This is a genomic window from Streptomyces sp. NPDC004721, assembly GCF_053601495.1.
The window spans coordinates 19,542-33,820 of the sequence record NZ_JBSGBZ010000015.1; the positions used below are offsets into that span (position 1 = coordinate 19,542).

Consider the following 14,279-nt stretch of genomic DNA (forward strand, 5'->3'; position numbering starts at 1 on the left):
CCCCCGGGGCCCCGCTGCCCCATCGCCCCCACGATCCTCAATGACGGCCCCACCCTAGGGCCTCTCGCGCGGATGCGTCCGGGGGGTGGGGTTCGGGTACGGCCCGGGGGCGTCAGCCTGCCGTGCGCAGGACGGCTGCCACGATCGGGCCCGCCGCGTCGCCGCCGTGGCCGCCCTCCTGGGTCATGGCGGCGGCTGCCATGTCGTTGTGGTAACCGGTGAACCAGCTGTTGGATTTGGCCTGGCCGTCGACCTCGGCGGAGCCGGTCTTCGCGCCGATGCTGCCGCCGAGTCCGGACATCGCGGAGGCCGCGGTGCCGCTGGTGGCGGTGCGGTTCATCATCTGCCGCAGCTGGCCGACCGTGCCGGCCGACAGGCCCCGGGCCTGGGCGAGCGGGCGGCCGTCGAGCTTCGTGGACACGATGACGGGCTGGCGGAAGGTGCCGGTCATCGCGGTCGCCGTCACCGACGCCATGTTCAGCGGGCTCATCTGCACCTGGCCCTGCCCGATCAGGTTGGCGGCGGTGTCCGGGCCGCCGGAGGCGGGGACGGAGCCGTCGAAGGACGGTACGCCGACCTTCCAGTTGTCCCGGCCGAGCCCGAAGCGCTCCTCGGCCTCCCTGGTCAGGGAGTCCACCTGGACCTCGTCCGCGTACTTCACGAACGCCGTGTTGCAGGACCGGGCGAAGCTCTCCGAGAGGGTGGCGTTCTCGTTGGGCGGCATGTTCTTGAGGTTGTGGAAGGTCTGGCTCTGCCACACCGCCTCGTTCGGGCAGGGGGCGGGACCGGCGGCCGTGGTGATCCCGTTGTCGATCAGGGTGGCCGCGCTGAGGATCTTCATGGTGGAGCCGGGCGCGAGCCGGCCGAGGAAGGCCGCGTTGAAACCGTCCGCCCGGTGGTTGGCGACCGCGAGCACCTCGCCGGTGGACGGCTTCACGGCGACCACGGACGACTCGGCGTACCGCTGCACGGCCCGCTCGGCCGCCGCCTGCGCACTCGCGCTGAGGGTGGTGCGCAGCTTGCCGGGACGGCCCTTGGCCAGGGTGATCAGCGGGGTCTCGGCGGCGCCGGAGGCCTCGTGCCGGATGCTCAGCTCGACCGACGGCTCGCCGCCCGCCTTGTCGCCGTACTTGGCCCGCAGCTCGTCCAGGATCGGTCCGAGCGAGGGGTACTTGTCCTTGGTCAGTACGGCGCCGTCGCGGTCGACGGCCTCGATCGGCGGGGAAGCCGACCCTCCGGTGACGAGCGTGTCGCCCTTGACCAGGTCGGGGTGTACGACCGAGGGCTGCCAGTCGACCAGCGGCTGGTGGCTGGACACGCCCCGCACGATCGTCAGCCGGCTGTCGTAGGCCAGAGGCTTGGACTTCCCGTCGTACGACACGGTGGCCTTGACCGAGAAGGGCACGGTGGCCCCGGAGGCGGTCCCGGGTGTGATCTTCACATCGGTGATGTGGGCGTCGCCTCCGTAGGCCGTGAGCAACTGCTCGGCCGCCTCCGGGAAGTCCGTGTACGACGCGGCCTCCGCCGACTCGTTCTTCTCCCAGGCCGCGAAGAACTTCGCCGAGGTCTCCTTCACCTCGTCCCGGCTCGGCGGCCCGGTTTTGACCGGCGCCGGCCCGCCGCCGGCGACCGTGTTCCCGTTCAGCGCGTGCACGAAGTTGTACGTCCCGTACCCCGCCCCGCCGATCATCGCGGCGAACACCCCGCCGACGATGGCGGCCTTGACCCCCTTGCGCATGGAAGCGCTCCCTCCCCGTTGCGGCCCCACCGCACTGTAAGTGGCCGACGGGGCAACTGTGAGGGCTGTTTTCGAATGGTGTCCGAACAGTGATCAGCCGGCTGACCCGGACCCAGGTGTTCAGTCACATCCGTGAACGCCATGGTCGGTGTCGGCCGAATCACAGATGACGCGAATCTCGAACACGAACAGTCCTTCCGGGATAGGGGTTGGTCATGACGAATGACCGGCGCACGGCCGGACGGATGCACTCCCGGTGGATACGCCGCTCAGTGATGGCGGGCATCGCGCTGCTCTTTTCCGGCTGCGCCGCTGTGGTCTCGCATCTGTGGGACGGACAGCCGTGGCGCGATGTCGTGTTGTTGGGCGCTTTGGTGGCGGCGGGATCGGTGATCTCCATGGAGGTCTCGGACCGTAGGCGAGCTGCTCGGGAGAGTCCCTGAAGGTCAGTCGTGGAAGGCGCTGCGCGTGGACGAGGCGTCCGGCGGGTGTCATGATCACGGCGATGCCTGGCGTGGGTCCAGCGTGCAGGGAGGGACCATGAGGCTCTATCTCGTCATACCTTCTGTTCTGGTGGCGTCGCTCTACGCCGCCTCGGGCGTGGCGGCGATTACCCGTGGCTGGGTGCCCCGCTGGAACCGGCGTTCGGTCCGCCGCGTGCGTGTCTACGGCTGGGGTCAGTTGGTGGTTGCCTTCGCCTTCTGCTTGCAGGTGGTCTTGGCGCTGGTGAGCAGCGACCCCGACATCCGGCTCCTGTCCTTCGGCCCGCTTATGCTGACCGGCTTCATCGTGATGATGGTGGGCCAGTACACGGGTCGTCATCGGCAGGGCAGCGGCATGCCCTAGCCGTGGGGCAATCGAGGGCGGGGAGCCGATGACAGCGCGGGCGATGGCGCACAGTGCGGGCAGACAGCCGAACAAGGGCAGTGCAAGCCGGAAGTCGCCGGGCCGGACGCGGTTCACAGGCGTGCTGCTGATCCTGCTGTCTGCGACACTGGCGGTGCTCTGCTACCTCGCGTTCACCGCGTGGTTGCCCTCCAGCAGGGAGCAACTCCAGGACTACCGCGCGGCCGGGCCCTGTGCCGCTCGAGCGACGGCACAGGTGCAGGAGAACTGCCTGAGTACCTGGCAGATCACCGTCGTGAAGACGGAGGAGACCGGCACGAGATCCAAGACCTACAAGGCAACCCTGAAGAACGAGGGCTCCTGGCAGGGATACGTGGATTTCAATGACCAGGGGCCGCTTTTCGAGCGGCTGGAGCCGGGCGACCAGGTCACCGCCACCCTCTGGCACCGCTACATCGTGGCGCTCAGCAAGGACGGCGTCCAGCAGAACACCACTGATGTACCCCGGGACGAGCTCCAGATGAACGCCGCCCTAGGTACGCTCGCCGCGCTCCTCGCGGCTCAGACGTTGGTGTTCGGCGCGGTACGCCTTGTCAGGCCTCGCTCCCACGAGCCCTTCACCTTTTATCCATGCGGCGGGCGGATACTCTTCACGATCCTCGGCGCCTGCCTCGGGGTGGGGTTCCTGGCAGGTGTGACGGGCATCCCGTGGTGGTTCGTGCCTCCCGCCATACCCGTGGTCTGCGCGGCGGTGATGCTGTATCCCCCCATGCGGCGCAGGCCCCCAGTGCTCTGGCCCGAGGATCGCCCCAAAGCAGTCTGAAGACCTGCGGCTGTGCCGCCGACCGTCCGCCCGGCCCACTTGATCACGGCCCGGCGGATGTTCACGGTGGTGCCGCCCTTGTGGCCGCCCGCGGTGAAGACCTGCACGGCGGTCCAGCCGCCGAAGATGACGCCGGCGGTCAGGGCGCGGGCCCATGACGACCTCGGACGACCGACAACGACCAGGGCGGCCCGGCATCCTGCCGGGCCGCCCTGGCGCGTGTGTCCAGCTAGACCCACGTGTCCAGCCACATCCGCGACCGCCAGGAGTCGATGGGAATCGACGTCCCCGTGTACAGCGGCCAGAAGTAGATGAAGTTCCAGGCGATCAGCAGGAACAGGACGCCCGCGCCGGTCGCGCCCGCGACGCGGCGGGTTTCCGAGGAGCCGGGCGGGCCCACGAGCGCGCCGATCAGCATCGCCACCGCCAGGCACAGGAAGGGGAGGAAGACGATGGCGTAGAAGAAGAAGATCGTGCGCTCCTGGTACATGAACCAGGGCAGATAGCCGGCCGCGGCGCCGCAGGCGATGGCGCCCGCGCGCCAGTCGCGGCGGAAGAACCAGCGCCACAGGACGTACACCAGCGCGGCGCAGGCCGCCCACCACAGCATCGGCGTGCCGATGGCGAGGACCTCGCGGGCGCACTTGCCGGCGGCGTCCGTGGGACAGCCCGCCGTGCCGGGGGAGGGCGACTCGTAGAAGTACGACACCGGGCGGCCGTCGACGATCCAGCTCCACGGGTTGGACTGGTAGTTGTGCGGCGAGGACAGGCCGACGTGGAACTTGTAGACCTCGTGCTCGTAGTGCCACAGGCTGCGCAGCCAGTCCGGCAGGAAGGTGAAGTAGCCGCCCTTGCCGTCGGTCGCGGCCCAGTTGCGGAAGTAGCCGCCGCTGCCGTCGGCGGGGGAGCGGATCCAGCCGATCCAGGAGACCAGGTAGACGGCGATCGCGACCGGGACCGTGGCCAGGAACGTGATGCCGGTGTCCCGCTTCAGCACGGCCGTGTACGGGTGCCAGGCGCCGGCCACCTTGCGGGCGCCCACGTCCCACAGCACGGCCATCACGCAGAACGCGGCCAGGACGTACAGGCCGTTCCACTTGGTGCCGAACGCCAGGCCCAGCATGAGGCCCGCCGCCCAGCGCCACGGGCGCAGGCCGAGGTGGGTCGTCTCGGCCGTGTGCGCGTCGGGCCGCACCCGTCCGTCGGCGTCGGCCGGGAGCGCGGCGGCGAGTTTCTCCCGGGTCCGGTCGCGGTCGATCAGCAGGCAACCGAAGGCGGCCAGCACGAAGAACATCAGCACGCCGTCCAGCAGCGCGGTCCGGCTCATCACGAAGTGCAGGCCGTCCACCGCCATCAGCGCGCCCGCCAGGCAGCCGAGGAAGGTGGAGCGGAACAGCCGCCGGCCGATCCGGCACAGCATCAGCACCGACAGCGTGCCGAGCAGGGCCGTCATGAAGCGCCAGCCGAACGGGTTGAACCCGAAGAGCAGCTCGCCGAGGCCGATCACGTACTTGCCGACCGGCGGATGCACGACATAGGCCGCGTCCGAGGGGATGGGGATGTGCCCGCCGGTCTTGAGGATCAGGTCGTTGGCGTTCTTGTCCCAGTTGACCTCGAAGCCGCGGTGGACGAGCGCCCACGCGTCCTTGGCGTAGTACGTCTCGTCGAATATCACCGCCTTCGGGCTGCCCAGGTTCCAGAACCGCAGCACGCCCGCCACCAGCGTGACCAGCAGCGGGCCGCCCCAGCCCGACCAGCGGACGATCCGGTCGGCGAGGGTCCGCGGGATGCCGAGGGCCGCCCACAGGCGCCCCCCGGGCCGCGCATACGGCGGCACCAGACGGTCGACAACGCCACTGCCGCCGCTCGCGGGCCCCGCGAAGTGGCCGAAGCGGCGCAGGCGCTGCTGCCACGCCGGCCGCTGGTCGTGCGGGGCCGGGCCCTGCCGGGTGTCCGTGTGGGACGCGGTACTGGTCACCGCGCCATCGTAGGGAACCGTTCTGCGTGAGTCCCGCGCATGGCCGGTACCGGCCGGGACGCGTTCGCTCGCGACGGCACTTGAGAGGATGGGGTACGTGACTGGAACCCTTGTATTGGCGGGCACTCCCATCGGCGACGTCCAGGACGCCCCGCCCCGGCTCGCGGAGGAACTGGCCGTCGCGGACGTGGTCGCCGCCGAGGACACCCGGCGGCTGCGCCGGCTCACCCAGGCGCTCGGCGTCACCCCCAAGGGGCGCGTCGTGTCGTACTTCGAGGGCAACGAGTCCGCCCGCACACCGGAACTGGTCGAGGAACTGCTCGGCGGGGCGCGCGTGCTGCTGGTGACGGACGCGGGCATGCCGTCCGTCTCCGACCCGGGCTACCGGCTGGTCGCGGCCGCCGTGGAGCGGGACGTCCGGGTGACGGCCGTACCGGGCCCGTCCGCCGTGCTCACCGCGCTCGCGCTGTCCGGGCTGCCAGTCGACCGGTTCTGTTTCGAGGGGTTCCTGCCGCGCAAGGCGGGCGAGCGGCTGACCCGGCTGCGGGAGGTCGCGGACGAGCGGCGCACGCTGGTCTACTTCGAGGCCCCGCACCGGCTCGACGACACGCTCGCGGCGATGGCCGAGGTGTTCGGCGCCGAGCGGCGGGCCGCCGTGTGCCGGGAGCTGACCAAGACCTACGAGGAGGTGCGGCGAGGCGGGCTCGGGGAACTGGCCGCGTGGGCCGCCGAGGGCGTGCGCGGCGAGATCACCGTCGTGGTCGAGGGGGCGCCCGAGAAGGGGCCCGAGGAGCTCGGCCCCGAGGAACTGGTGCGGCGGGTGCGGGTGCGCGAGGAGGCCGGGGAACGCCGCAAGGAGGCCATCGCGGCGGTCGCGGCCGAGGCCGGGGTGCCCAAGCGGGAGGTGTTCGACGCGGTGGTCGCCGCCAAGCGCGCGGGGGAGTGAGACCTCGCTCACGCCTGCTCTGAGCAGGGCGCATCTCTCATGAGCGGGTGCCCCATGGGGCGGCAAAGAGCCGTCCGGGAAGGCAAAGGGACTTCGGCCGCCGGAGGGACCCTTTGGCAAGCGGGGCCCAAAACGCCTCCAACACTCCCCAGCCCTCGCGCGTCGCCGACGGCGGAGGAGTTCACTGGACGACGGGACGGCAAGGCAACCGTCCCTTTTGTCCAGCGGACACGAGGAGCTGGCATGAGCGACATCACAGGGCGGCGGTACGACCACCGCGGTACGGCCACGGCCGTCGTCAACGAGTCCTACTCCTTCGCCTGCATGAGGTGCGGGCACGGGTGGGAGCAGTCCTACGAGATCGAGCACTACACGGACGGCGACGGCGTCGAGTGCGTGCGGTACGTGGCGGACGGCCGCGTCGTGCCGTCCCCGCTGAGCCGGCCGCGCTGCCAGAACTGCGACGGGCACGTCGTCCGGATCATGATGGCGGGCCGGGTGTCGTCCGCGCAGAGCCATCTGCACCGGCACGAGGAGCGCCGGCATCATCCTGCCGCGCCCGTGGCGAACCGGGTCGGGACGTCCCCGCCGGGGGAGGAGGCGGTGGACCGCGCGCAGGACACCCACACCGGCCACGGCGACCACCACTGGCATCTGTCGGATCTGCTGCACCCCTTCCACCGCAAGGCGGGCTGAGCGCCGCCGGACGACGAGCGGTGGACGATGAGGACCCGCCCCTTCCGTAGGATCGGGGCATGCCTTCGAACGCCGACAAGAACGCGGCGCCCCCGCTCCCGGAGCCGCTCCGGATACCGGTCGCCGACTCCCACACCCACCTCGACATGCAGTCCGGCACGGTCGAGGAAGGCCTGGCCAAGGCCGCGTCGGTGGGCGTGACGACGGTCGTCCAGGTCGGCTGCGACCTCAACGGCTCGCGGTGGGCCGCCGAGACGGCCGCGGCGTACGACAGCGTCCACGCGACGGTCGCCCTGCACCCGAACGAGGCTCCGCGCATCGTCCACGGCGACCCCGACGGCTGGTCGCGGCAGGGTGCGCGCGAGCCGGGCGGGGACGCCGGGCTCGACGAGGCCCTGGCCGAGATCGACCGGCTGGCCGCGCTGCCCCAGGTCAAGGGCGTCGGCGAGACCGGTCTTGACTACTTCCGCACCGGCCCCGAGGGCAAGGCTGCGCAGGAGCGGTCCTTCCGCGCCCATATCGAGATCGCCAAGCGGCACGGCAAGGCCCTCGTCATCCACGACCGGGACGCGCACGCCGACGTCCTGCGCGTCCTCAAGGAGGAGGGCGCCCCCGAGCGGACGGTGTTCCACTGCTACTCGGGCGACGCGGAGATGGCCGAGGTGTGTGCCCGCGCCGGCTACTACATGTCCTTCGCCGGCAACGTCACCTTCAAGAACGCCCAGAACCTGCGGGACGCCCTCGCCGTCGCCCCGCTGGAGCTGGTCCTGGTGGAGACCGACGCGCCCTTCCTGACCCCGGCGCCGTACCGCGGACGGCCCAACGCCCCGTACCTCGTTCCGGTCATGGTGCGTGCGATGGCCGCCGTGCGCGGTATCGACGAGGACACCCTGGCGACGGCACTGGCGGTCAACACGGCCCGCGCCTTCGGCTACTGAGCGCATCCGGAGCGCTTTGGAGAGTGACGGGCGCTCCGCTAGGTTCTGGCCGCGTGAGCAATCTGCGGTACGAGGCGTACGAGACCTACGAGACGTATGAGTCCTACGGGCCGTACAACCCGTACGAGCAGTGCGGCGGCGCGTACGAGCAGGGCAACTTGTACCAGCAGCACAACCCGTACCAGGAGTACGGCAGCCCGTACGAGCAGTACGACCCGTCCCAGCGGTACGGCTCGCACGAGGACTACGAGCGCACCGTTGTCCACCACGACGTGCACACCGCGCAGACGCTGCCGTACGGGCCCCACGGGGCGCCGTACGCGGACACGTACCGGCCCGCCCACGAGACCCTCCGCCGGTCCGCCGCTTACGAGCCCACCCAACCGGTACTGCCCCGCCAGGCCCGTCCGGCCGGAAGCGGTACGGGGAGCGGCACGCACCGGGGCGCGCGGCGGCGCAGGGCGTGGTCCACGGAGCGGCCGGAGGCGTGCGTGCGCCGGCTGCTGCCCCGCGCGCTGGTCGTCGCGTTCCTGGCGGGCGGGACCACCGCGTTCGTCGCCGAGGACAAGGCGATCGAGCTCAGCGTCGACGGCAGCGAGCGCACCCTGCACACCTTCGCCGACGACGTCTCCGGACTGCTGGCCGACGAGGGCGTGCGGCTCGGGCCCCACGACGTGGTGCTGCCCGCCCCCGAGGCCGCGCTCACCAGCGGCGACGAGATCACCGTCCGCCACGGGCGGCCGGTCCGGCTCACGCTCGACGGACATCGCCGCGAGGTGTGGACGACGGCGCGCACGGTCGAGGAGGCCCTCAGGGAGCTGGGCGTGCGCGCGGAGGGGGCATATCTGTCGGCGGCGCGCTCGAAGCCCATCGGACGCGCCGGACTCGCGCTCGACGTGCGCACCGAGCGTTCCGTGACCGTCATGGCGGACGGCCGCGCCCGCACCGTCCGCACCAACGCGGCGACCGTGCGGGACGTGGTGGAGCAGGCCGGGATCACCCTGCGGGGGCAGGACACCACCTCCGTGGCGCCGGGCAGCTTTCCCCGGGACGGGCAGACGGTCACCGTGCTGCGGATCACCGGGAGCCGGGAGGTGCGCGAGGAGCTCATCCCGTTCGCCGTGCGGCGCACCGCCGACCCGACCCTGCTCAGGGGAACGGAGGTCGTCGAGCGGGCCGGACAGCCGGGAGTGCGCCGGTTCGTGCACTCCGTGCGCACGGTCAACGGCGTGCGGCAGCGGCCGTGGCGTGTGGAGTCGGAGGTGGTGCGCGCGCCGCGGAAGCAGATCGTGAAGGTCGGCACCAAGGCGCACCCGCGGTCGGTACGGGGCACCGACCACCTCGACTGGCAGGGGCTGGCGCAGTGCGAGTCCCGCGGCCGGGCGGACGCCGTGGATCCCTCGGGCACGTACGGCGGCCTGTACCAGTTCGACGAAGACACCTGGCACAGCCTCGGCGGCCGGGGCCGCCCCCAGGACGCGCCGGCGGAGGAGCAGACCTACCGCGCGAAGAAGCTGTACGTGAGCCGTGGGGCGAGCCCCTGGCCCCACTGCGGCGACCGGCTGCGGGGGTAGGCGGGCGGGGGCGCGGGCGGGCCGTCCCCCGCGTGCCGGCCTCCGCTTCGGGCGGCCGCGGGCCGGACCCGGCTCCTGGCGGCCGTGGCAATCACGCCGCCCGCGCCCCCGTACCCTTGTGCCGTGAGCAGCCCCGCCCCCGACGCCCTCCTGGGCCCCGCCGACGTCCGCGAACTGGCGGCAGCACTCGGCGTACGCCCCACCAAGCAACGCGGCCAGAACTTCGTGATCGACGCGAACACCGTCCGCCGCATCGTCCGTACCGCCGACGTCCACCCCGAGGACGTGGTCGTCGAGGTCGGCCCGGGGCTCGGCTCCCTCACCCTCGCCCTGCTGGAGGCCGCCGACCGGGTCACCGCCGTCGAGATCGACGACGTACTCGCCGCCGCGCTGCCCGCGACCGTCGCCGCCCGCATGCCGGAGCGCGCCGGCCGTTTCGCGCTGGTCCACTCCGACGCGATGCACGTCACCGAGCTGCCGGGCCCCGCGCCCACCGCCCTGGTCGCGAACCTCCCCTACAACGTGGCCGTGCCCGTCCTGCTGCACATGCTCGACACCTTCCCGAGCATCGAGCGCACCCTCGTGATGGTGCAGGCGGAGGTCGCCGACCGGCTCGCCGCGGCGCCCGGCTCGAAGGTGTACGGCGTGCCGTCGGTGAAGGCCAACTGGTACGCCGAGGTCAAGCGGGCCGGGGCCATCGGCCGCAATGTCTTCTGGCCCGCGCCGAACGTCGACAGCGGACTGGTGTCCCTGGTCCGGCGCACGGAACCGATCGCGACCACCGCCACCAGGCGCGAGGTCTTCGCCGTCGTCGACGCGGCCTTCGCCCAGCGCCGCAAGACCCTGCGGGCCGCGCTCGCCGGGTGGGCCGGGTCGGCCGCGGCGGCGGAGGCGGCCCTGGTCGCCGCCGGGGTCTCCCCGCAGGCGCGGGGCGAGTCACTGACGGTGGAGGAGTTCGCGCGGATCGCCGAGCACAAGGAGACCGGTAAGTGAGCGTCACCGTACGCGTTCCGGCCAAGGTCAACGTCCAGCTCGCGGTCGGCGCCGCCCGCCCCGACGGCTTCCACGACCTGGCGAACGTCTTCCTCGCGGTCGGCCTGTACGACGAGGTCACGGTCACCGAGGCCGATGAGCTGCGCGTGACCTGCGCGGGCCACGACGCCGACCAGGTCCCCCTGGACCGTACGAACCTCGCCGCCCGCGCCGCTCTCGCCCTCGCCGAACGCCACGGCCGCCGCCCCGACGTGCACATCCACATCGCCAAGGACATCCCGGTCGCCGGGGGCATGGCGGGTGGCAGCGCGGACGGCGCGGGCGCGCTGGCGGCCTGTGACGCGCTGTGGGGCACGAACGCCTCCCGCGACGAACTCCTCGACATCTGCGCCGAGTTGGGCAGCGACGTGCCGTTCAGTCTGGTCGGCGGGGCGGCGCTGGGCACCGGGCGCGGCGAGAAGCTGCGTCCGCTGGAGGTCGGCGGCACCTTCCACTGGGTGTTCGCGATGGCCGACGGCGGGCTGTCCACCCCGGCGGTGTTCCGCGAGTTCGACCGGCTCGGCGAGGGCACGGACATTCCCGAACCGGTCGCCTCCGAGGGCCTGCTGGCCGCGCTGGAGAAGGGGGACACCGCCGCCCTCGCCGCCGCGCTCACCAACGACCTCCAGCCCGCCGCGCTCTCCCTGCGCCCGTCCCTCGCGGACACCCTCGCGGCGGGCCGCGCGGCCGGGGCCCTGGCGAGCCTGGTGTCGGGATCGGGGCCGACGACGGCGTTCCTCGTGGCGGACGCCGAGTCGGCGGGGACGGTGGCGCGAGCCCTGCGGGAGTCCGGCACGTGCCGCGCGGTACGCGTGGCGGCGGGGCCCGCGCCGGGGGCCACGGTGCTCTGAGCGGCCCGGTCAGAGGGTGTCGATCTCCGCCAGGTCGATGTCGATGTCGAAGGGGACGGAGAGCTTCAGACGGTCGTGGTGGATTCCGGTGACGATGTAGGTCTTGGTGACCGGATCGCGTTCGTACACGTAGACGACCGGCCGCTCCTCCTCGCCCACCATCTCCACCAGCCAGAAGTGGTCGATGCCCGCGGCGGCGTACTTGCGCGGCTTGGTGTCGCGATCGCGGGACTCGGAGTCGGGCGAGACCACCTCCACGGCGAGGACGACGTCGGAGGCCCGGAAGGACGTCTGGCTGCGGCTGGTCACCGCCTCAGCGCGGATCACGGAGACATCCGGTTCCGGCCCGTTCTTGCGGTCGATGACGACGGTCATCTCCCGGGTGACTTTCAGCCTCGGTGGAGTCGTCCGGCGCAGGCCGCTCACCAGCAGGTCGATGACAATGCTGTGGAAATAGCGCTGCGGACTCACGAAGACCAGGCTCCCGTCGATCATCTCGGTGTGCGGCGGGAGGCCGGGCAGCGTGTGCAGGTCGTCCACGGTCCAGCCGTCCTGAGGCGGCATCGGCCACCGGGACGCCGGCTCGGCCTCGGGCACGGTCACCTCGGGAATGGGCTCGGCAGTCATGGTTCCTCCCATGGCGGGATCCTGGGACCTGCCTTCCCACCGTAGCGGCCGTATCCCGATCATGTCATCACAAAGAGTGACCGTCCTCTCGCGCACCGTCCGCTGCTCGCGAGGCCCTACGCTAGAAGGCTGACCGACCCCCGCGCACAGGAGTGAAATGGCCGTCAACCTGGTCAATGTCGAGAACGTCAGCAAGGTGTACGGAACGCGCGCCCTGCTCGACGGTGTCTCGCTCGGTGTGTCCGAAGGGGATCGGATCGGGGTCGTCGGGCGCAACGGCGACGGCAAGACCACACTGATCCGGATGCTGGCCAGGCTGGAGGGAGCCGACACCGGACGGGTCACGCACTCCGGCGGACTGCGGCTCGGGGTGCTCACGCAGCACGACTCCCTCGACCCGGAGGCCACCGTCCGCCACGAGGTCATCGGGGACATGGCCGACCACGAGTGGGCGGGCAACGCCAAGGTCAGGGACGTCCTGACCGGACTGTTCGGCGGGCTCGACCTGCCGGGCTTCCCCAAAGGCCTCGACACCGTCATCGGGCCGCTGTCCGGCGGCGAGCGGCGGCGGATCGCGCTGGCCAAGCTGCTCATCGAGGAGCAGGACCTGCTCGTCCTGGACGAGCCCACCAACCACCTCGACGTCGAGGGCATCTCCTGGCTGGCCCGGCACCTGCGCGAGCGCCGCTCCGCGCTGGTGTGCGTCACCCACGACCGGTGGTTCCTCGACCAGGTCTGCACCCGCATGTGGGACGTGCAGCGCGGGGCGGTGTACGAGTACGAGGGCGGCTACTCCGACTACGTCTTCGCCCGCGCCGAACGCGAACGCATCGCCGCCTCCGAGGAGGCCAAGCGGCAGAACCTGATCCGCAAGGAGCTGGCCTGGCTGCGGCGCGGCGCCCCCGCCCGCACCTCCAAGCCGCGCTTCCGCGTGGAGGCGGCCAACGAGCTGATCGCCGACGTGCCGCCGCCCCGCGACAGCAGCGAGCTGATGAAGTTCGCCTCCTCGCGGCTGGGCAGGACGGTCTTCGACCTCGAGGACGTCACCGTGCAGGCCGGGCCCAAGGTGCTGCTCAAGCACGTCACCTGGCACCTCGGGCCTGGCGACCGGATCGGTCTCGTCGGCGTCAACGGCGCCGGGAAGACCTCCTTGCTGCGGGCCATGGCGGACGCGGCCCGCACCGAGGGTGAGGCACAGCCCGCCGGCGGGCGGATCGCCGTCGGGAAGACCGTGAAGATCGCCTACCTCTCCCAGGAGGTCGCCGAACTCGACCCGGACTGGCGGGTTCTCGAGGCCGTGCAGCGGGTGCGCGAGCGCGTCGACCTCGGCAAGGGGCGGGAGATGACCGCCGGGCAGCTGTGCGAGACGTTCGGCTTCGGCAAGGAGAAGCAGTGGACGCCGGTGGGCGACCTGTCCGGCGGTGAGCGGCGGCGGCTGCAACTCCTGCGCCTGCTCATGGCCGAGCCCAACGTGCTCTTCCTCGACGAGCCCACCAACGACCTCGACATCGAGACCCTCACCCAGCTCGAGGACGTCCTCGACGGCTGGCCCGGCTCGATGATCGTCATCTCCCACGACCGCTTCTTCGTCGAGCGCACCACCGACACGGTGTACGCGCTCCTCGGCGACGGCGCGCTGCGGATGCTGCCGCGCGGCATCGACGAGTACCTGGAGCGGCGGCAGCGGATGGAGCAGCAGGCCGCGGCCGCCGCCCCGGTCCCGTCGCCCGCCGCCGAGCAGGCCGCGCCCGAGCGGAGCGCCGCCGAACTGCGCGCCGCGAAGAAGGAACTGCAGAAGATCGAGCGGCAGTTGGACCGGATCTCCGAGAAGGAGTCCACACTGCACACGCGGATCGCCGAGCACGCCACCGACTTCGCGAAGGTCGCCGAACTCGACGCCGAGCTGCGCGCGTTGGCGGGGGAGCGGGAGGAACTGGAGATGCGCTGGCTCGAACTCGCCGAGGACGCGTAGCGCTGCGGGCGGGCCCGCCGCGGTCGGGCGCACGCGCCGTGTGAACGGCGCGTGGTGGTTTTCTGGAGGGAAATCCCCCGGGCCCGCCACGCATAACGGGCGCGTCACGGGCCGGTCCTCCCTTGGGAACAGGGGCCGACTCGGGCCGGTGGCGGGCAGGTTGCGAGTGATAAGAATGAGCCGTCCGGGGACTTTCCCGGGCGGCTCTGGGTTCTTCGAGTACCTCAGGGCGTGGCTAAAAAGCAGTAATTGAGGGGG

The 14,279-nt window shown here is 71.7% G+C and carries 12 protein-coding genes; 9 read left to right on the forward strand and 3 right to left on the reverse strand.

The features are described 5' to 3' along the window. Window positions 1–112: 112 nt before the first annotated feature. Complete coding sequence (locus ACWEK3_RS16025; protein ID WP_453249918.1) at window positions 113–1,738, reverse strand: penicillin-binding transpeptidase domain-containing protein; 1,626 nt, start codon at window positions 1,736–1,738, stop codon at window positions 113–115. Window positions 1,739–2,278: 540 nt separating this feature from the next. Between ACWEK3_RS16025 and ACWEK3_RS16030 the strand changes: the two genes are divergently transcribed. Beyond that, entirely contained in the window at window positions 2,279–2,584 is a 306-nt protein-coding gene (locus tag ACWEK3_RS16030) for a hypothetical protein (protein WP_450546585.1), read from the forward strand. Window positions 2,585–2,705: 121 nt separating this feature from the next. Continuing rightward, on the forward strand, window positions 2,706–3,407 hold the full coding sequence (locus ACWEK3_RS16035) for a hypothetical protein (RefSeq protein ID WP_450546598.1): 702 nt from the start codon (window positions 2,706–2,708) through the stop codon (window positions 3,405–3,407). A gap of 229 nt (window positions 3,408–3,636) precedes the next feature. On the opposite strand, the gene ACWEK3_RS16040 is transcribed toward ACWEK3_RS16035, so the two are convergent. Further along, on the reverse strand, window positions 3,637–5,385 hold the full coding sequence (locus ACWEK3_RS16040; protein ID WP_450539046.1) for a dolichyl-phosphate-mannose--protein mannosyltransferase: 1,749 nt from the start codon (window positions 5,383–5,385) through the stop codon (window positions 3,637–3,639). 97 nt (window positions 5,386–5,482) lie between these two features. Between ACWEK3_RS16040 and rsmI the strand changes: the two genes are divergently transcribed. The 6 genes from rsmI (at window position 5,483) to ACWEK3_RS16070 (ending at window position 11,422) form a co-directional block, all read left to right on the forward strand. Continuing rightward, a complete protein-coding gene (gene rsmI / locus ACWEK3_RS16045) occupies window positions 5,483–6,331 on the forward strand; it encodes a 16S rRNA (cytidine(1402)-2'-O)-methyltransferase (RefSeq protein WP_450539048.1) in 849 nt (282 codons plus the stop codon). Between the two features lie 243 nt (window positions 6,332–6,574). Continuing rightward, window positions 6,575–7,027 (forward strand): hypothetical protein, encoded by a 453-nt coding sequence (locus tag ACWEK3_RS16050; RefSeq protein ID WP_450539050.1) that lies wholly within the window; start codon window positions 6,575–6,577, stop codon window positions 7,025–7,027. Window positions 7,028–7,086: 59 nt separating this feature from the next. After that, on the forward strand, window positions 7,087–7,965 hold the full coding sequence (locus tag ACWEK3_RS16055) for a TatD family hydrolase (protein WP_453249919.1): 879 nt from the start codon (window positions 7,087–7,089) through the stop codon (window positions 7,963–7,965). Window positions 7,966–8,018: 53 nt separating this feature from the next. Next, window positions 8,019–9,539, forward strand: coding sequence for a ubiquitin-like domain-containing protein (locus ACWEK3_RS16060; RefSeq protein WP_453249920.1), 1,521 nt, complete (start codon window positions 8,019–8,021; stop codon window positions 9,537–9,539). A gap of 123 nt (window positions 9,540–9,662) precedes the next feature. Beyond that, the gene (gene rsmA / locus ACWEK3_RS16065; RefSeq protein WP_390726843.1) at window positions 9,663–10,532 is read left to right on the forward strand and encodes a 16S rRNA (adenine(1518)-N(6)/adenine(1519)-N(6))-dimethyltransferase RsmA; all 870 of its coding nucleotides are present in this window, start codon (window positions 9,663–9,665) and stop codon (window positions 10,530–10,532) included. After that, window positions 10,529–11,422: a 4-(cytidine 5'-diphospho)-2-C-methyl-D-erythritol kinase gene (locus ACWEK3_RS16070; protein WP_453249921.1), complete on the forward strand. Its 894-nt coding sequence runs from the start codon at window positions 10,529–10,531 to the stop codon at window positions 11,420–11,422. Before rsmA ends, ACWEK3_RS16070 begins: the two co-directional genes overlap by 4 nt. 9 nt (window positions 11,423–11,431) lie before the next feature. On the opposite strand, the gene ACWEK3_RS16075 is transcribed toward ACWEK3_RS16070, so the two are convergent. Continuing rightward, window positions 11,432–12,049 carry a Uma2 family endonuclease gene (locus tag ACWEK3_RS16075; RefSeq protein ID WP_450539058.1) on the reverse strand — a complete coding sequence of 206 codons (618 nt, stop codon included), beginning with the start codon at window positions 12,047–12,049 and terminating at the stop codon, window positions 11,432–11,434. A 157-nt stretch (window positions 12,050–12,206) separates the two neighbouring features. On the opposite strand from ACWEK3_RS16075, the gene ACWEK3_RS16080 reads away from it, so the two are divergent. Beyond that, window positions 12,207–14,021, forward strand: coding sequence for an ABC-F family ATP-binding cassette domain-containing protein (locus ACWEK3_RS16080; protein ID WP_450539060.1), 1,815 nt, complete (start codon window positions 12,207–12,209; stop codon window positions 14,019–14,021). Window positions 14,022–14,279 lie beyond the last annotated feature (258 nt).